Origin of the sequence: Haloarcula sp. K1 (assembly GCF_001647155.1) — an archaeon.
GTDB lineage: Archaea > Halobacteriota > Halobacteria > Halobacteriales > Haloarculaceae > Haloarcula > Haloarcula hispanica.
This window is the reverse complement of record NZ_LRHL01000006.1, coordinates 25,244-43,677: the sequence shown is the minus strand read 5'-3', so window position 1 is coordinate 43,677 and position 18,434 is coordinate 25,244. Positions and strand designations below refer to the sequence as shown.

The window sequence follows — 18,434 nt, the reverse complement described above, 5'->3', positions numbered from 1 at the left end:
GGAACTACTATAGCCACATGACAGAGACACTACGCGCCGCCGCGTTCCTCGATAAGGGCGGCACTGGGAAGACAACCACAACGGCCCACCTCGGCGTCGCACTCAGCGAACAGGGTCACGAGGTGCTCCTCATCGACCTCGCCGGGAAGCAAGGCGACCTCGCGAAACACTTCGGGGTCTGGGGGCAGTACCGAGACCAGATTGACGCTGATGAGGCGTGGCCGAACATCAGCACAGTCTTCGACGATGCCTGGGACACCATCGCCGGGAAGCTCGGTGACGACGCCGTCGCTGATTTGGTCATCGCAACCGATGAGGGACCGGACCTCATCCCTGCCCACCCTGGGCTGGACACGCTAGATGCTGAACTCGGGAACATCGACGATGCTCGTGAGCGCTACAGTCGGCTTGAGCAGTTCCTCGACGAGTACGTCGACCCGCTCTCGTACGATGTCGTCCTCATCGACCTGCCGGGCATGACCAACAACGTCTCCTACAACGGGCTCTGGGCGGCACGGCACGTCATCACGCCGGTCGAGATGGGGCCGTTTGAAGCCGAGCAGGCAAACGCTCTCCGCGTGGACCTCGAAAAAATCGCAGAGAACTTTGAAGTCGACATCGACCTCTCACTGGTACTCCCGAACAAGGTCGATACACGGACCAATCTCGCCGAGGAGTATCTCGAATCATTCCAGACGGCATATCCCGATGCGATTGCACCCGCTTACATCCCGTACTCACAGGACATCCGCAATGCCGCCGAAAGCGGCGAGACCGCCTTCGCTATAGCTGAACCCTCGACAACGGCAGGTCGGGCCCGTGAAGTCTATCTCGAAGCCGCAAGTGCCCTCGTCGAACAACTGGAGGGTGAGACCGATGAGTGACGACCCAGACCTTGAGGATCTCAAAGCACAGACGTCACAGGGTGATCGGCTGGACTCCGCAGCGAAGGAGGTGGACCGACAGGACCTCGTCGACGATATCGTCGACGAACTCGAGACGATCGACGCCGGCGACCAGCAGAAAACTGTCAGTGTGTGGGATGGCCAGCTCGCCGCGTTCATTCGAGCGCTCGAGGGCAACCCCGAACATCTGGATGCGGTCGGCAACGGCCTCCAAGAACAACTCGATATCGAGGAGACTGAAACGGATCGAAGCTCGGTGCTTCGGCTGGCGCTGCGGGTGGGCTTTCAGGAGGCAGCCCCAGAGCAGTTCGAAGCCGTCCGCGAGGCGGTGCGAAAGCAAGCAACGAAAGGCCTATAGCCTTTCCTATAGGTTCTGCTGTAGCATTTGCTGTATGATATCCTATAGAGATTGCTGTAGGCACTCAAGAGATTTCACATATCCAGATATGGTTTATCCAACGGAACACAACAGCAGCTACTTCACCCTCAGGGTCAGCGTTCGAGAGTGGCTTCCACCACACCCTCGAAGCCACACCGTGGACACGTAATCGACAGCCCGTCGACGGCACCCACCGCACCGCCCTAGAGAATCCCGTGGTAGATCGCTTTTGAACACGACGGACACGTGACCGACTCGAGCGCAACGGGCTTCTCATAGCGCAGACAGTCCTTACAGCCCGAGTATGTGGGCCGGACGGTGTTGGAACGGACAACGCGATACGAAGCCCCAGGGTTGCCGCCGCCACAGGCCGGCTGTGCTTCACCGAACGCAGCTGCCTGTGGGGCCGGGAAGTGGTAGCGGTCTGCGCCGCCGGTCACGACCACCCACGGAACTTGCTGGGAGAGTATCTCGACATCGTGAACCTCGAACACTTGGCCGTCCTCGGTCCAGTCCTCGGTCGCAAGCACATGCAGCGATGCTGTGTAGCGGTCCGGATACGCGACGAGTTCCAGGCCGAACACCGACGCGCCACAGGACAGTCGGCACACGCGCTTGGACTCACGAGCGTCGTTCGGGTCTTCGATGGACCGGTCGACGACATCCGTGACATCCCAGGTTCGGGAGTCGCCGTTGACGACGAGGACATCACCTTTCTCGATGCGCTGGATTGTCTCGACAAGCGCCGAGTCTAAGCCAGCGTCGGCAGTCGCAGTTGCGTCGGTCGCACCCATCAGTCATCACCGGGCACCGTGTCGGGATGGGCGTTCCAGAGCCGGCGGGCAGGGCCGTTCTTCGGCGGCGTTTCGTAGTCGATATCGTGGCGGTCCAGCACGCGGTAGATGGAGCGCTTCGAGACATCGTGTGCGGTGGCGAGGTCGATGACATCGAAGCCGGCCTCGAGAGCCGCTTCGAGATACGGTGCCGACGTATAGGCGTCCGCCGAGAACTCATCCAGATCGAGTGCGGCGACGAGGTCAGCCTGGCGTTCGTGCATCGGGGTCTGTGAATCGGGATCAGTCATAGCCATATATGTCAAGTTGACTAGCCGGATTTCCTAGAGTGTTTCGGCGAAGCCGTGTCGAGTAAGCACCAGCAAAGTAGCGGCAAGAAATGCAGTTATCCATCCCCTCCCCCCTCCAGTTCATTTAATACCCGCGCGTGCAGGGGCGGGATTGGGAGTCAGCAGTTCGAAGCCGCTACCGGCCGATTCTGAGGCCGGCCATATGTTTGAATGGTGAAATAATATTGCCAACAAAGTCGAGTTCGGCAGCGGACCCCATCAGGTGGGATCGTCTGGTCGGTTCTCGCGGGGCTGGTCGCAATAGCTGCAGAGTGACCGTTACTCCATCACAATGAGCGACACTGCTCTTGGCAGCGTTCAAGATTGAATGAGCGTCTCAATCTATGTGGTATCTATACTATGTGAATGGCTATCAAATACTTATTTAACGGGGCATAGAATCTCCAACGTAATGGGAGTCCTCTCCAACAGAATTCGCATTCTCCACGTCGATGACGAGCCGGGATTCGCGGAGATGGCCTCAGAGTTTCTTGAACGCGAAGATGATCGGTTTGCGGTCTAAACCGAGACGAGCGTGAGCGAAGGACACACTCGCCTTGCCGAGAGTGATTTTGATTGTATCATCTCCGATCATGATATGCCTGATCAGAATGGAATCGAATTCCTCGAATCCGTCCGTGAGGAGTATCCCGATCTACCGTTCATTCTTTATACCGGCAAGGGTAGCGAAGAAATCGCCAGTAGCGCCATCTCTGCGGGCGCAACCGACTATCTGCAAAAACAGTCCGGTACCAGCCAGTACACTGTCCTCTCCAACCGCATTCGAAACGCTGTCGAGCAGTATCGTGTAAATCGTGAACGACGCCGTCGACGAGAGCGACAGAAACGCCAGGGGGACGCACTACTCGAATTGACAACGGACAAGACCACAATTGCAGGTGATTTTGAAACAGCACTCGAACGGATCACCGAAACCGCCGCTGACGTGTTGGACGTTCCCCGGATTAACGTCTGGCTCTTCGATGATGACCATGACACGCTTCAGTGCGTGGATCATTTCGACAAGCCATCTGGTATCCACGAGAGTACTATGGAACTTGACGTAGAGAACTACCCCGCATACGTCGAGGCACTCGAATCAAACCGGTCGATCGTCGCCCACAATGCGATTGAAGACCCACGGACGGCTGAACTCAGAGACTATCTTGAAAAACACGACGTACAAGCGCTGCTGGATTCGACGATCCGTTCTGAAGGTACTGTTGTCGGCGTGGTCTGTCATGAACACGTTGGGGGCCCCCGAGAGTGGACCGATGACGAAACAGAGTTCGCGAATGACATCGCCGACCTCGTCCAGCAGGTATTACGGACTCGGGAGCGCATCAAGCGCACGTCTGAACTCGAACGAGCACGCGACCTGCTTCGACATACCGAAGGTATTGCTGACGTTGGCAGCTGGGAGGTCGATCCCGAGACCCAGGACGTGTATTGGTCAGATCACTTGTTCGAAATGCTGGGTTGGGAAGATGAGGAAGAACCACCCCTGGAGGATGCTCTCGATGTTTACGTTGAAGAAGATCGGCCACGGGTTCAGAGCGCAGTTGAGGAGGCGCTTGGAGCTGGCGAATCCTTTGCCGTGGAAGCTCGGTTTCGACGATCCGACGGTGAGATTCGCTGGTTCGACATTCGCGGTGAGCCAGTCATTGAGGACGGCAAAGTCGTGACAGTTCGTGGTGCAGTGCACGATGTGACTGACCGGAGACGGCGCGAGCACGTCCTCCGTGAGATGTACGATATTATTTCAAACCGGCACAGTTCGTTTGAAGACCAAGTTCAGGCGCTCCTCGAACTCGGACGGGCAGAACTGGACGTCGAGTACGGAACCCTCTCGGAGATCCGCGGCGAGGAGTACGTGTTCAAGTTCGTAGATGCGGACAGCGAGAGCATCCAGCCAAATGATGTCGTGCCTGTGTCGGCAACCAACTGCGAGATTGTGGCCAGCACCGAACAGACGCTCGTTCTCGAAAACGTCGAACGGGACGCCCCGGGAGAAACGGACCGGGCTGGCTTCACCGAGTGGGGCATCTCGTGCTATATCGGGTCTCCCATTTTCGTTGAGGACGAGGTCTACGGGACGTTCTGTTTTTACGACACGGACTCACGAGCCAGCCGGTTTTCCGAGTGGGAGGAAACGCTGGTCGATCTGATGAGTAACTGGGTGAGCCACGAACTACAGCGACAACAGGTAAACGAACGGCTCCAAGCGCAAAATGAGCAACTGGAGCAGTTCGCATCGATTGTTTCCCACGACTTGCGGAATCCGTTGAACGTCGCCCAGGGGCGGCTGGAGTTGGCCCGCGAGGAGTGCGATAGTGGGCATCTTGACGGCGTGATGCGGGCACATAGCCGGATGACCGAGCTGATCGAAGACCTGCTGACGCTTGCCCGCGAAGGCGACGCAGTTCGTGAGCTTGAATCAGTCGATGTGGCGAGTCTCACGGAGACCTGCTGGAAGAACGTGGCCACGGCTGAGGCAACACTCACGACCGAGATTACCCGGCGAATTCAGGCCGACCGGAGTCGTCTCCAGCAACTTCTAGAAAACCTTCTGCGCAACGCGATCGAACACGGTGGCGAAAACGTGACGATCACTATTGGTGAGTTAGAAGACGGATTCTACGTTGAAGACGACGGGCCGGGCATCCCTGAAGACGAGCGAGACGACGTGTTCGAGCCAGCGTTCTCGACTGCCGAGGACGGAACTGGTTTTGGCCTGAGCATCGTCAAACAGATCGCTCAAGCCCACGGCTGGGATATTCAGGCAACCGACAGCTCCGAGGGCGGAGCCCGCTTCGAAATCACCAATGTCGAGTCCGCCGCTGAATAGATTTTCTAAGCCTCGTCTCCGTTTCTGCTATTGTTCCGGTAGATCCGATATATCGGCCACTGCCTGCCTCAGACGGTCCACAGTTACCATGATTAGACCGAAGTGGCGGTGGACCTGCATCATGTCGTTGCCAATGTGAGTGTCGTCTATCGTCCGACAGCAGGACGGTCGGCCAACCACGCCAGCACCCAGATATGTCGTGTGTTTCGCCTTAATACCCGCGCGCGCGTATGCAGCATCGTGAGAACAAGTCACACAGAATCGCTTCTGCCGGATTCTGCGACCGACCATATTTTCACAGAATCAGAAGGGAGCACAGACATCGGCCAGTTGGTGCCATCGGTTTGGATAGCCGCCCTTTGGCGGCGATAAGGGTCAGGTGTCAGGTGCCGGTGTATATCGATGTAATTCCGCCACTGCTTCGCCGACAAGCGACGGTTCTAGCGTCCCTTGCTGGCGGTCAAAGTCGCGATGCTTGATCGTCGTCGTGTACCACGGTGAGATGTAGGCATCTGCGTCTGAACCGCCCTCGAGCCACGCATCGTCTGGGACGGCGATTGCGCCGGAGTGCTGCTGGGTTGTCATCGCGAGGGCGATACATTCCGTGTGTGCGAACGGATGCGAGCTGTCGCTGACGATGACTCAGGGTCGGTACGATGGCCCCGATTTGTGTGACGCAGGCCCCCACCAGACATCGCCTTGTTCGTAGGGCATCACTCCTGCTCCTCAGCTTCCTCACTGCCGAGCCCCCATTCGTCGGGATCTTCGGAACCGAGGCGATCAGTCGCTGCACGGGCCGTGGCCATCGCACTGAGGGTCTGCTCGATGTCCTCGGCATCACTGATGGCCCAGTAGTCACCGCGATGCCGTACGAGACCACGGTCTTCGAGCCGTGACAGAACGACGCCAACGCTCCCACGGGCGACATCCGTCGCCTCGTGAATTTCTTTAGGCGTGTAGGCTTGCTCTGGGTGGGAAGCCAGGAACGAGAGGATTTCCTCAGCGTTCGTCCGGCCGCCCGAGCGGAGGTCCTCGCTGGACCCGTCCTCGAAACGGTCGATATCGATGGGCATACACCACAGTTTGTAACAGAAAGTAATAGCTGTAATGGGTGTAACGGCACTCAAGATAGCAGTATCTGAGATTGGAATTGGGAGTAACGACTTTGAAAATAAGATGCTACGATGCAGGGGTGATCTTACGGCGCAATCGGGGTATCATTGCCAGTATCGAGTCCTTGCAGTGGGACATCACCAGAGAACTCGAATTCGTCGTACCAGACGGTGGGCCGTTTCGCCCGTCCCTCGTCCTTGAGCTCAATCAGCCCATAGTCAGCAAGTTCGTGGACGTTTGCAGTCACTTCAGGCGGATGGCGGTCCACGATGCGTGCGAGTTCGCGGATGCTGTCCGGTTCGTGGTCGACGATCGCCGTTAAGAGTTTCAGATTCGCCGGTCGGAAGAGGCGGCCAAACGTCGCGAGACTTTCGATACTCAGTCGAGACGGGTTTGCTTCGACGTCTTCGCCCTCGTCGATTGCTGCAAGGGTATCTTCGAGGCCGCTACGGTCGGGTCGCGTACCAATCGTGATGTGGAGTGTTCGGGTCATGGGTTCGTGTGTGAGTGAGGGGTACTACCAGTCGATGCGTTTCTCGGGCGGGAGTGCAGCGTGCCACGCTTGATACAGTGGCTGGAATCCGTCGAACTCGAGTTCGAAGACCTGTCCCGCGATGTGCAGTTCATGTGGCCCGTGGTGGTTGTCGAACCGGATGATGGGGTCCGCAGCACCAGCCTCTCCGTAGTGGAACGCGTACTTGACGCCGTCTGGGTACTGGTCAGACTCGGGCACCTCAAGGATGCGTACTCGAGCAACAGTCCCGTCATCGTAGGCTTGAATCTCATCTTCCAGCACCACAACGTCATCGCCCATCGATAATTGTTAGTTTATATCCTAACAGTAAGAACGTTAGGGTCTAAGCTAACAGTCGTTGTAGTAACGACTTGTTATATAAGCCGCAACAAACAATCCAGATTTTCATGTGGAATATGGTGTGTAGCACCGGCAGACACCCACTTAGTAGCGGAGAGTTAATTAATCGAAACTGAGTTTTTGAAAGAGCGTACTGAGGCACAGCAGTCACCAGCAGCCGGCGTCGTGGGCAACGTCAAGCGAGCCCGCCACATCGCTCACGAGTACCACGGCTGGGACCTACCAGGCGAAGGCGAGCTCCGTCACCAAGCGATGGCGGGCGAGACGTGATGTGCAGTGACTCATCCAACCATATGATCTGCAGAACCGACGAGTGCGACGCGCCGATCGTCGACGCCGAGCGCATCGCGTCTGTCGACGGAGCGTACGGGCCCTGCATGGCTGTCGGGCGTCACGCCGGCGTCTGTTCTACCGGTCATCTCTCTGTCTGGGACGTCGCTGAGGCCTGAGTCCCCGTCGGCCGCACACTTGCACTACCAATTTTGTGTCTCCCAATAGGGTGAGGGGTTTCTCGAACATGAGAACCGAGGAGCAGTCCGTCGACGAACAGTCTCCAAGCACCGAAGCCGACAACCGACCGGACATTCATGCCCAGCACCGGCAGGCACAGACGAGTGGCGAGGTTTTTGCGGGTCGTCCACGGGGTGAGAGATATATGTGTTGTCCCGGCTACCAGCAGGCCCCACAAGGGAGATTCAACCTCGCAGTTGAGAAACGGTTAATCAGGAGTCTGCAAAAATCGGACGCATGATGGTCGACGAGGAAGTCCGTCAGTTGTACGAGCGATATCAGGCGGCCGAAAGCGACGCCGAACGCCGTGAGATTGCGCCTGAAATGGGGAAGCTCGATGGACGTCGCCACGCAGATATCTACGCAGCGCTCGAAAACGAGTGACGAGTCCTACGTTTTACCGTTGCCCGTCCAGCGGAGCTTGTGGATAGGCTGTTCGGTCGCCTCTTCTAGACGATTCTGTTCTCTTGTAGTAACGTGGAGAATGTCGACGCGCACGTTGGGGGCGCGCGCACGGTCGGTGACAAAGAGCAGTGGTTCCGGATTCCGAGGTGATTTGTTGTACGCCAATCACACCGGGTGCCCGGTGCTATGAGGGGTATGAGGGCTGCATGAGTGCCGGGTTTCAGGCCCCACAGAATCGCTGACTGCAAACCTCTTCACGCCACCGCTCGTACTCCGCACGCGCCAGACTCCACATGTACGCACTCTCGGGTGTCGGGCCACTACACCACGCCAGAATCCGTTCGGTCGCTGCGACGGGTCCCGCCAGCCGGTGATCCCGAACCGTGACCGCGTAGCCTCGCTCAACGAACACCTGCTCGTCCGTTGTCGGTGATCGCCCGGGTGGCCACCTGCCCATACCCGGTACTCCCTGTTGAATGGAAGCTGTCCGAGACCGGTAAGCACCAGCAGCGCAAAAAGCTAGTTCTGACGGCTAAAGCCAACGTAGTCAGCCAATTCACCAAACCACGAAAATTTGTATTTACATCATAATTTTAGGCTGGGCTAAAATTTCGCTACATTTTTATATTTTAAGGCTAGCCTAAAAGTGTGCGCAGACCTAATAACAACCACCATATCGAACAGGAAGCAAATAAATACGCGAATCAAGGGCTACTATCCCAATATTCAACGGCCACTCTGCTGGGTACGACAGTACTCAAAAGGCTAAATCATACAGATACATTGCCCCCTGATACCTGTGTACGCTCTCCCACTGCTAAGTACACTCGAAACGACATATGATGGGGGAGCGTACTTACAGTCAGATCATAGCTGTCGTTTTTACGATCCTCCTTATTACCAGTGCTGCCGCCCCGGGTGCTGCAGCACTGGCGGTTCCTGAATCTGAGGAGCCCAGTCAGACCACTTCCACTGAACAGACTCTTTCTACAGATAGCAACTCTTCAGAGACAGAGCAGTCTGACAATACCTCTGCTCCGCCGTCAGAAAGGACCAACACTCCGCCTGATGACAGGACGACCTCTCCTTCAGATAACATAACAGAGTCACCAGAAAACGAGACGACGCCACCTTCAGATAATACAACTGAATCACCAGAAAACGAGACGACGCCACCTTCAGATAATACAACTGAATCACCAGAAAACGAGACAACGCCGCCTTCAGGTAACACAACTGAATCACTAGAAAACGAGACAACAGTCAGTGGGGTTACCGAGCGTAACAGGGAACGCAACTCCAGCAACAACTCATCGACTACTGAGGTAATCGTCCGGGTTGAAGAGTTCGAGATTCCCGAAGCCGGCACACTCTCGAAAAAGGCAGTTGTCGACGAACTTCGCACTCACGCTAACAAGACCCAGCAGCCAGTTCTTGACTACGCTGCATCAACGGACGGCGTCACAGTCGTGAATAGATTTTGGATCACTAATGCGGTGCTCATGCGAGTCAACACCTCGAAAGCTAACGCTAGCGCGCTTGTCAAGCAACCGAGCGTCACTCATGTTCACAAGAATTACCAGGTCCGTGCACTCTCCACAACAAACGCACAGTCAAATAGCACGGCACAACAGCCAACCGCTGTGGGCTCAGCGTCGGGTGACGTGACATACGGGCTGGACCAGCTCAATGTCCCCGAGGTCTGGGCCGAACACGGAACAAGGGGTGCTGGGGCGAAGGTCGCTGTACTTGACACCGGCGCTGACATTGATCATCCAGACCTGAGTCTTCGTACCGAGAACCAAAATGACGCCACGTATCCCGGTGGCTGGGCCGAATTCGACACAAACGGTGACCGCGTAATAAACTCAACCCCGCATGCAACCAGCGACCACGGAACTCACGTTACTGGTACCGTTGGCGGTGGTGATGCTAGTGGCACTGCCGTCGGCGTCGCGCCCGATGCGGCCATGATGCATGGACTCGTCCTCCCTGAGGGCACGGGGTCGTTCGCACAAATCATTGCTGGAATGCAGTGGGCTGTTGAGGAAGATGCCGATGTCATCAGTATGAGTCTTGGTGCTGACGGCTTCTACAGCACGCTCATTCCGCCAATCCGGAACGCTGAGGATGCTGGCACTACCGTTGTCGTAGCAGCTGGCAATCATGGCCCCGAAACGGCACCGTCTCCCGGAAACATTTACGATGCAACTACCGTTGGGGCCTCGGGCCCAGACCGAGACATCGCACCATTCTCCGGAGGTGATGTGGTACGGACCCAGCGTGATTGGGGTGACGCTGCGCCTAGTGATTGGCCCGCAAGCTTTGTCACGCCAGACATCGCGGCGCCAGGTGTCGAAACCTATAGCACGCTCCCTGGCGGTGAGTACGGCGAGAAATCCGGAACTTCAATGGCAACGCCACACATCTCTGGCGTCGTTGCACTGATGGTGTCCGCCTCTGGCGGCGATCTCTCACCGGAGGAAATCGATACAGCCCTACGGAAATCCGCGACGAAACCAACGAATGCGCCCGATGATAAGGACATCCGCTATGGCCACGGCATTGTTGACGCTTTAGATGCGACAACTGCTGTCGCCGCCGAGCAAGGCATCACAGGTACTGTCACAGACACGAGTGGAGCCCCAATTGCTGATGCCACAGTCACCTTGGATAACGGTGCCGAGACACGGACAGATACTAACGGGAGCTACCTTGTCCGGACCCTCCCGGGTACGTTCAACGTCACTTCCTCTGAGTTTGGCTACGAGCTAGCGACGAGTGAGGTCACTGTTGACAGTGGGATGATGGCAACCGATAATGTAGAGTTATCGCCGTCTCTAGACGCACGCGTTACAACGAACCAGACCGGTCAAATTAAATCCGGTAACGCCGCGACGGTCTCCTATGAGACGGCTCACGCAGAGACGCTTACCATCACGCGAACCGGAACCGCGACTGAGAATGCGACGCTATACGTTGACGGCCAGCAGCGCGCGTTTGGTGAGGATATCGCGCTAAACGATTCCGACGCCACGGTCGTTCAAGTTCGCGTTGAGACGGCAGCAAACGCAGACGGACAGCTCGGACTCTCGCACACGCTTTCCGGCCTTGGAGACACAACGACACTGACCACTGGTCCAACGAATGTTGTACCTGATCCGGTATACGTTGGTGTTGTAGACAGCACTGGCTCGGAGTACGCTAACCAAGTTCAAACAGCGGTTGACACAAACGTCCCCGACGAGTACTTCGTATCTGTTATCACACCTGAGGAGGCGATGGCAGAGGCGGACAGTTACGATGTCCTCGTTGTCAATCAGATCGGATCTGGTACCGATGTCGAAGCGTTTGCCACGGCAACTGATCATCCTGACACCGGCGTTGTGTACCTTGACCAGTGGGGTGCCGCAAGCAATGGAATCACAGCGCTCTCGGACGCGACACAGAATCCGGTTGTTACTGGACAGTCGACACAGAATGACCGGCCAGTATTTGAAGTGGTGACAGGCCACCCACTATTTGATGGCGTGGCTACTGCTGGTGAGCGCGTTCAGATTCATAACCAATCTCGAGGCGATATCGCGTGGTTCGACCGCTATCAGGGGACGACACTTGCAACGGTAGGTGATGGTAGCGACACATCTGGCACCGGTATCGCTATCGATGAGTCGACACAGTCTGTGTTGCTCTCGTCGCTTGGCCGTACGTCTACGGTTCGGAATACACACCTGACCAATGATGCGAACGAAATTCTGGGGAATGCTGTCGTGTATGCCAACAGCAAGCCACCAGCTTGGTTTGCTTCTACACAGCCAACACACGTCTCACCAGGTAGCTCATTCAGCGTTGAGGTCGCCGCCGATGATCTTGACCGCTTGAATGTCACACTAACGGAATCAACGACGCTGGAAAAATCAGACCTCTCACTATATGTCAATGGAACCGAGCGCTCGTTTGGCGAATGGCATAACGTACCAAACGAGACCGAAACAGTAGCTATCAGAGTTAATACATCGAAGAACATCGTCGGCAGCGTCGGACTTTCCATTACCGCTGACGGTCATAGCGAGACTGTCGAACTACTCAGCGGACAGACTGCGGCATATGAGAAGCCACTTGTTGTCCCTGAAGATGTGGACACGATTCAAGCAGCAATTGACTTGGCCCCACCGGGGACAACCGTCGAAATTGCACCAGGGACGTATACGAAGCCGGTTGAGATTACGACACCTGGCATGACCTTAACGGCTCACGATTCGGCAGCCCGACCGACTATTGAGGCGAACATCGCTGGGTTCTACGATCCAGTTGTCCACGTTGACGCGCCGAATGTCACTGTCGAACAACTCGATGTCAATGCGAAAGGGTTTGCTCCTGATGGTATCGCTGTTGAGCGAATGAATGCAACGATTCAAAATGTCTCGGTTAACGGTGCTGCCCACGGTGTGCTTATCGGTGGTGCCGGATCGACCGCGCATAACGCGATTGTCCGTGACGTGAACATCACAAACGGGGCAAGTCTGCTCGCTATCGGTATCACTGTCGGTGAGGCAGACAATGCACACGTATCTAACGCAACTATCTCGGGACAAGATTCCGGGGTGGATGTTTACACCTCCAGCGATACGGTCATCAAACACAACGAAATCACCGATAGCGGGGCTGGTCTCACGACATTTGAGACAGACAACGTCCAATTCCGTAACAACGAGATTCACGACATGGATGAGTCGGCATCAAACACTGTTGGCATCCAGTTGGAGGCGTTCGTAACAAATGCAACGGTAGTGAATAACGACATCTGGAACCTCTCTGAAGGTGTTTACATCGAGGGAACGAACACTGGAGGTGAGATTGCTGGTAACGATATCGATGCAGAATACGGTGTCTGGGTTGACCGTGCAGACGTTCCAGCGGTTGAAATCCATCACAACGATCTCTCAGAGTCCAACACTTCGCTCGGAACCGGACTTAACACGACACTCCGAGCAACAATGAACTACCACGGAGAACGAGCGGGCAACGAGTCTTTCGTCACCGGGGATGTGGTCTACGAGCCGTTCCTCACGGCTCCACCGGAAGCGGTTAATACGACAGAGACGCGGCGCTTTGGGATTGATCTCACGTTGGCGGGAGGCGAGGTATACAGCGTGAGTGTGCCGGGGCCAACTGAGCAAACCGTTTCTGATCTCTTTGGTGATGGATTTGAGGGTGCAGTCTACGGCTTCGACGCGAACTCACAGACTTGGAAAATGTTATCTGGAGATGACCGGGTTGCTCCGCTGCAGGGTCTTGCAGTGGTCGCAGAGAGTGACGGCCGGATGACGATCACTCACCACGTTGGAACGAACTCGCCGAATGCACCGGCTCAGGCTGCCCTTGTTGAAGGCTGGAACTTCGTCGGTTCACCGATGTACAATCGGATTGACTTGGCTTTTGACGCCGGTACAATTAAACCAGACCTGGCAACTGCACCGATGGCGGCTCCGAACAGCCAGCCGGGGCAAGCAACCAGCTTTGAAGGGACGTACCGATTCCAAAGCAGCTCAAGTGGGACTGTGCCCGATGCAAGTCCATATCAGGGTTACTTCGTGTTCGTGGAGAATGAGAGCACACTTCCATCATATGTTAGTCCAAATCCGTCGACGACAGAACTCTACGAAGGTGTTGGGCTGTACCCGGTAAACAACACTGCGTCTAATAGCACCAGTAGGGAGGCGCCGCGTCTAAATGGCTCTGCATCAGTCTCGAACGTGTTAGCGAACGCTGACTCCATGGACAATGCGACGCTACAAACAACGCTATCGCAAGCTATCTACCGAAAGTTGACAGTGGCGGTGGTAGCCCAAAATGGTACCGCGTCTATGGCAAACATCCAAGCGGCGGCAGCTAATATCGTTGCTGACACAGCGTCATCCCATCGAAATATAACTTCGAGCGCGGCTGACGATGCAGTTGAGCGCATACGAAGGGATGGCGTCAATACTCATACTGCTGAGGCAAACAAAACTGACCAAGTTTCAACCCCACGCTCAGTAACAACTGTGCCAGCGTCCTAACGCACCCATCTTAAATTTACAACTATGATACGACATACTAGGGTTGTTGCAGCCCTGTTCACCATAGGACTAGTCGTGTGCAGCGGTGGTACCGCATTCGTGACGCTGGCCGCAGGCGTAAACCCCCCACCGACGCCTGCTGCGTACTACGGCAACGTGACGATCGATGATGAGCCAGCCCCTGCAGGAACTGAAATCACGGCAAAAATCAATGGCGAGCTTCGGGGGAACCTCACCACGGAGTCCCCAGGAACATTTGGCGGCAGCAGTGTGGCTGCGGAGAAGCTCGTAGTTAATGGCACTCGTGACGATGCTGGTGCGACCGTCACGTTCTACGTGAACGATGTGAAGCTAAATCAAACCGTAGAGTGGTCGAGCGGGAACATAACCAATATCGACCTCAATGCGCCGGCGCACGCTGGCTCTGACGATGGAACAACTGACCCAAGCCCTCCTGATGAGGGAGACAGTGGGAATAACGGTAGCGGTGGTAGTGACAGTCCTCCCACTAATGACGACGGGGATGGAGATCCCGGTGAGGATGACGACGGCAATGGTAATGACAGCCCGCCCACTGACGGCGGTGGAGATGGAGATACTGGTGAAGAGGGGGACAACGGTGGCGGTGGTATTGCACCCACTGACGACGACAGGGATGGAGCTACTGACAGGAGTGAAGACAACGATGGAAGCGGTGACAGTGATCAGGAGGTCGGAAACCGAAATGTGACGACTGAGAATATAGTGACAGCCACCCCGACGACTACGATTGACGATACAACAGCAACCACGGCTACGCCCACAGCACCTGCAAGAGGCAATTCGACAACAACCGAGAGAACTGGGGCAACTTCGGCATCGACTGATGATGGTGATAGTGTACCTGAGTCGTCGGACAGAAGTGGACCTGGCTTTGGGCTAGTGGCGGCAGTGATTGCTGTGGGGTTTGCTGTGCTATTGTCTCGGAACAGAAGCTGATCTGATTCCGGGACGGATCATTCGGGTCCTCCGTAGTTCGGCTGCATCTCGGTAATTATGATCGGTTGAAACGAAAGCTTATATTAACTACCCGTTGGTTGTTTTAGGCATGCCTAACTTAGGCCAACCTAAAAGCTCGGATTGTTCCGATATGACTGTCCTCAAGAGCCGTCGCCAGTTCTTGACTAAGGCGGGTTCGGCGGTTGGTGCAAGTGCACTTACCGGCCTCTCCGGTTGTACCTCAGTACTCGGCGGGAACTCCATGGATACGCTCAACGTTGCGTTCAAGCCGCCGTTCCCGTTCCTCCAGTACCACGTTATGAATCAAGAAGGGTATTTTGAGGAGCTAGCCCCTACTATCGAAGCGACAAACTTCGCCAACGAAGGTCTCACCATTGTTTCAGCGTACTCCGACGGCGATGTCGACTTAGCCTTCATGGGCATTACCCCTGCGATCAAAATGAAGAGTAAGGGTGTCCCGGGAAAAGTCACAGCTGCTAACCACAAAAATGGGTTTGTCGTATTCGCTCACAAAGACTTTGCTGCACTCTGGGATGAACACGGTGCCGACGCTTTCCAAAAATTCCGTGAGGAGAAGGGTCGAAAATTCAAGTTTAGCACCTTCCCAAAGGGGAGTGTCGCGTTTATTCTCCTCCAGTACTGGCTTCGAGAGGAACTCGGCGTCTCCCCAGATATTGTCGATGTCGAACCAATGGCTGGTGGCAGCCCCGTCAAGCGCTCGCTGCTCTCTGGCAACGTCGACGGCACTGTCATCATGGAACCCATCCCAACGGCCCTTGAGGCAAGGGGCGCGCCCTTTAAGCGTATCACCTGGGCGGGTTCGTTCATGTCCGGTCAGCCAGGCGGCATCATGTTTATGCACGACCGCCTCTGGAACGAGAACCCGGACCTCGCGGAGTCTGTCGTCACTCAGCATACACGCGCAACCGAGACTATCCAGGAACAACCAGCGGTCGCGGCGGAGGCCGTGAGTAAGGCAAAGGGCGACAAGCTCCCGACAGAGATTGCCCGAAAAGCCCTCAACTCGAAGGCATCGAACTATATTAGTGACCCTTCAGGGATCACAGAGAGTACGCAGCTGTTCGTCAAGCAGATGGAAGAACTTGGCCAGATCGATAGTGGGGTGTCTACCGACACAATCTTCGAACAGTCGCTCTACGACAATATCGCCGAATAGGATGGCCACTGAATTCGACCCTGTAATGGGTTCGTCTCGTAGCCATTCTGAGCCGACAACTACGGGCGCACTTGGCCGACAGTGGAACCTCACGCGGGTATGGCGTGGCTTTGCGGGAACCGCCGGGTTTCTTGGAGTCTGGTGGCTGGTTGGGCGTGAAGTACCATCGTACCTGTTGCCGACACCTGACGAAGTGATAGGGGCGCTGTGGACGGAAGTGATGAGTGGTCAATTGTTTATTCACCTCGGCGAGAGTCTGCTACATTACGTTCCCGGTGTCACTATCGGCGTCGTGGCTGGCGGTCTGCTTGGCGTCGGTATGGGCTGGAGTCGGTTCATTGATGACGTCCTCACTCCCGTCGTTCGGGTGCTTCGCCCGATTCCGCCACTGGCGTGGATCGTGTTCGCCATCATCTGGCTTGGTCTCGGTCACACTGGTGCGGCGTTTATCGTGTTTATTGGTGCGTTCTGGATCACGTTCTACAACGCCTACGAGGGTGTTGAAAACGCTTCTCGTGATCTGATGGAAGTCGCTGCGACACTCGGTATCGACAGCGACCGGCGGCTACTGCGGCGGGTGGTCATCCCAGATGCATTACCGGAGATTCTGACTGGTGTCCGTACAAGCATCGGTCAATGCTGGATGATGGTGATTGCGGCCGAACTGTTCGGCGCGCCTGGTGTCGGCTACGAGATTATCACAAGTGCAAACAATCTTGCGATGGCACGAAGCATCGCGTATATGTTGACGATTAGCGCAGTGTTTCTACTCAGCGACTGGGCCGTAAGGCGAGTCCGTGTCCACCTCCTTGACTGGCAACCATGAGGGACGATACAGGCGCCGAAATCTCTGTTTCTGGGGTTTCCAAGCGGTACGACGGCGAGAGCGGGACCACCATAGCACTCCGTGACGTATCTCTGACCATCTCGCCCGGCGAGTTTGTCACCGTGCTTGGCCCCTCTGGCTGCGGAAAGACGACGCTACTCAGACTCGTGAGTGGGCTGGAATCACCGACAAGCGGTGACATCACAGTTGCAGGGGAACCAGTGAAAGGCCCTGACCCGAACCGGGGGACAGTTTTCCAGGCATACCACCTGTTTCCGTGGCTGACCGTCCAGGAGAATGTCGGCTTTGGGCCGGTAGAGTTGGGAGTGCCCGATGCTGAGCGGCGGGACCGAGTCCAAGAGATGCTTGACCTCGTCGGGTTGTCTGAATTTGCCACGGCTTACCCCAAGGAACTCTCTGGTGGTATGAAACAGCGGGTTGGCCTTGCGCGCGCATTAGCAGTGGACCCCGATATTCTCTTGCTGGATGAACCGTTCGGAAGCGTAGATATGCAGACGCGCCGACGGCTGCAACGCGAACTACTCGATATCTGGCGTGACACAGATAAGACGGTGTTATTCGTAACTCATGACATTGAGGAGGCCGTTGCGCTCTCGGATCGCATCGTTGTCCTCTCTGGAACACCGGGCCGTGTCCGGGATACAACTGTTATCGAGCAATCTCGACCTCGAGACCGGAGTGAACAGTGGTTCGTCGACCGGGTCGAGGGCTTATTCCACCGGATCGAACAGAATGGGCTGTAATGAATGGATCACTTGCCAGTCCAGTCTTTGCTATTGTGCTGGCTCGATTAGTCAATCCGGAACTCAATGCATTTTGTCACTTGTTCCGGTTTTAGCTCATTCTGTTACATATTGACCACGCCAGACAGTCAGCGCCGTAAAAAGATGTAAGGCTGTATGATTGTCGAGAATTACGTCTCCCTGAAATGGTTCCATTCCGGTCCTCCTCGGGATTGGCTTCAAACCCAGCGCAAAATAGTGTTCGCCAGTCCGTTGATCAGTGATCGCCCGGGTGGCCAACCCGTCCATACCCAGTACCCCTCCCTGAATAGAGGCTGTCCGAGGCCGGTAAGCACCGGCGGCGCGAACATTGAGACACCACTGTACATTCGAGTCAGAGTGAACGCCAGTATGCCGTTTCCATTTCTAAGTTATAGTGAAATATATACACTAATACAATAAAGAAATAA

The 18,434-nt window shown here is 55.8% G+C and carries 18 protein-coding genes and 1 pseudogene; 12 read left to right on the top strand and 7 right to left on the bottom strand.

Features of this window, described 5'->3' with window-relative positions:
* Positions 1-17 precede the first annotated feature (17 nt).
* Both AV929_RS03160 and AV929_RS03155 read left to right on the top strand, forming a co-directional pair.
* Entirely contained in the window at positions 18-884 is an 867-nt protein-coding gene (locus AV929_RS03160) for a ParA family protein (RefSeq protein ID WP_064287415.1), read from the top strand.
* Positions 877-1,263: a hypothetical protein gene (locus tag AV929_RS03155; RefSeq protein WP_064287414.1), complete on the top strand. Its 387-nt coding sequence runs from the start codon at positions 877-879 to the stop codon at positions 1,261-1,263. Before AV929_RS03160 ends, AV929_RS03155 begins: the two co-directional genes overlap by 8 nt.
* Before the next feature lie 224 nt (positions 1,264-1,487).
* On the opposite strand, the gene AV929_RS03150 is transcribed toward AV929_RS03155, so the two are convergent.
* Both AV929_RS03150 and AV929_RS03145 read right to left on the bottom strand, forming a co-directional pair.
* On the bottom strand, positions 1,488-2,078 hold the full coding sequence (locus tag AV929_RS03150; protein ID WP_230458823.1) for a hypothetical protein: 591 nt from the start codon (positions 2,076-2,078) through the stop codon (positions 1,488-1,490).
* Complete coding sequence (locus AV929_RS03145; RefSeq protein ID WP_064287413.1) at positions 2,078-2,368, bottom strand: hypothetical protein; 291 nt, start codon at positions 2,366-2,368, stop codon at positions 2,078-2,080. The genes AV929_RS03150 and AV929_RS03145 overlap by 1 nt, the downstream gene beginning before the upstream one ends.
* A 451-nt stretch (positions 2,369-2,819) precedes the next feature.
* Here AV929_RS03145 and AV929_RS21690 point away from each other — a divergent pair.
* A pseudogene (locus AV929_RS21690) lies at positions 2,820-3,239 on the top strand (response regulator); the annotation flags it as partial.
* A gap of 39 nt (positions 3,240-3,278) precedes the next feature.
* Positions 3,279-5,255 carry a GAF domain-containing protein gene (locus tag AV929_RS21685; protein ID WP_255359457.1) on the top strand — a complete coding sequence of 659 codons (1,977 nt, stop codon included), beginning with the start codon at positions 3,279-3,281 and terminating at the stop codon, positions 5,253-5,255.
* Between the two features lie 375 nt (positions 5,256-5,630).
* Here the strand turns inward: AV929_RS21685 and AV929_RS22555 are convergent, their stop codons facing one another.
* The 4 genes from AV929_RS22555 to AV929_RS03120 form a co-directional block, all read right to left on the bottom strand.
* A complete protein-coding gene (locus AV929_RS22555) occupies positions 5,631-5,840 on the bottom strand; it encodes an ArsR family transcriptional regulator (protein WP_230458822.1) in 210 nt (69 codons plus the stop codon).
* A gap of 128 nt (positions 5,841-5,968) precedes the next feature.
* Complete coding sequence (locus AV929_RS03130) at positions 5,969-6,328, bottom strand: helix-turn-helix domain-containing protein (RefSeq protein ID WP_064287411.1); 360 nt, start codon at positions 6,326-6,328, stop codon at positions 5,969-5,971.
* A 125-nt stretch (positions 6,329-6,453) separates the two neighbouring features.
* Positions 6,454-6,861, bottom strand: a complete 408-nt coding sequence (locus AV929_RS03125) for a transcriptional regulator (protein ID WP_064287410.1) — start codon at positions 6,859-6,861, stop codon at positions 6,454-6,456.
* A gap of 24 nt (positions 6,862-6,885) precedes the next feature.
* Complete coding sequence (locus tag AV929_RS03120; protein WP_064287409.1) at positions 6,886-7,182, bottom strand: DUF6516 family protein; 297 nt, start codon at positions 7,180-7,182, stop codon at positions 6,886-6,888.
* Positions 7,183-7,362: 180 nt separating this feature from the next.
* Here AV929_RS03120 and AV929_RS21680 point away from each other — a divergent pair, with 180 nt between their 5' ends.
* The 3 genes from AV929_RS21680 to AV929_RS22190 all read left to right on the top strand — a co-directional run bounded on the left by AV929_RS21680 (position 7,363) and on the right by AV929_RS22190 (position 8,136).
* Positions 7,363-7,512, top strand: coding sequence for a hypothetical protein (locus tag AV929_RS21680; protein ID WP_155120710.1), 150 nt, complete (start codon positions 7,363-7,365; stop codon positions 7,510-7,512).
* A gap of 23 nt (positions 7,513-7,535) precedes the next feature.
* Positions 7,536-7,691: a hypothetical protein gene (locus AV929_RS22195; protein ID WP_196219970.1), complete on the top strand. Its 156-nt coding sequence runs from the start codon at positions 7,536-7,538 to the stop codon at positions 7,689-7,691.
* A 298-nt stretch (positions 7,692-7,989) separates the two neighbouring features.
* On the top strand, positions 7,990-8,136 hold the full coding sequence (locus AV929_RS22190) for a hypothetical protein (RefSeq protein WP_196219969.1): 147 nt from the start codon (positions 7,990-7,992) through the stop codon (positions 8,134-8,136).
* 241 nt (positions 8,137-8,377) lie between these two features.
* Here the strand turns inward: AV929_RS22190 and AV929_RS21675 are convergent, their stop codons facing one another.
* A complete protein-coding gene (locus AV929_RS21675) occupies positions 8,378-8,614 on the bottom strand; it encodes a hypothetical protein (protein WP_155120709.1) in 237 nt (78 codons plus the stop codon).
* Positions 8,615-8,996: 382 nt separating this feature from the next.
* Here AV929_RS21675 and AV929_RS03115 point away from each other — a divergent pair, with 382 nt between their 5' ends.
* The 5 genes from AV929_RS03115 to AV929_RS03095 all read left to right on the top strand — a co-directional run bounded on the left by AV929_RS03115 (position 8,997) and on the right by AV929_RS03095 (position 17,985).
* On the top strand, positions 8,997-14,219 hold the full coding sequence (locus AV929_RS03115; RefSeq protein ID WP_064287408.1) for a S8 family serine peptidase: 5,223 nt from the start codon (positions 8,997-8,999) through the stop codon (positions 14,217-14,219).
* 24 nt (positions 14,220-14,243) lie between these two features.
* Positions 14,244-15,197, top strand: coding sequence for a hypothetical protein (locus tag AV929_RS21670; protein WP_155120708.1), 954 nt, complete (start codon positions 14,244-14,246; stop codon positions 15,195-15,197).
* A gap of 262 nt (positions 15,198-15,459) precedes the next feature.
* Entirely contained in the window at positions 15,460-16,395 is a 936-nt protein-coding gene (locus tag AV929_RS03105; protein WP_225306845.1) for an ABC transporter substrate-binding protein, read from the top strand.
* Position 16,396: 1 nt separating this feature from the next.
* Positions 16,397-17,221: an ABC transporter permease gene (locus AV929_RS03100; protein ID WP_080510018.1), complete on the top strand. Its 825-nt coding sequence runs from the start codon at positions 16,397-16,399 to the stop codon at positions 17,219-17,221.
* Entirely contained in the window at positions 17,218-17,985 is a 768-nt protein-coding gene (locus AV929_RS03095) for an ABC transporter ATP-binding protein (RefSeq protein ID WP_064287405.1), read from the top strand. Before AV929_RS03100 ends, AV929_RS03095 begins: the two co-directional genes overlap by 4 nt.
* The last annotated feature ends 449 nt before the right edge of the window (positions 17,986-18,434 follow it).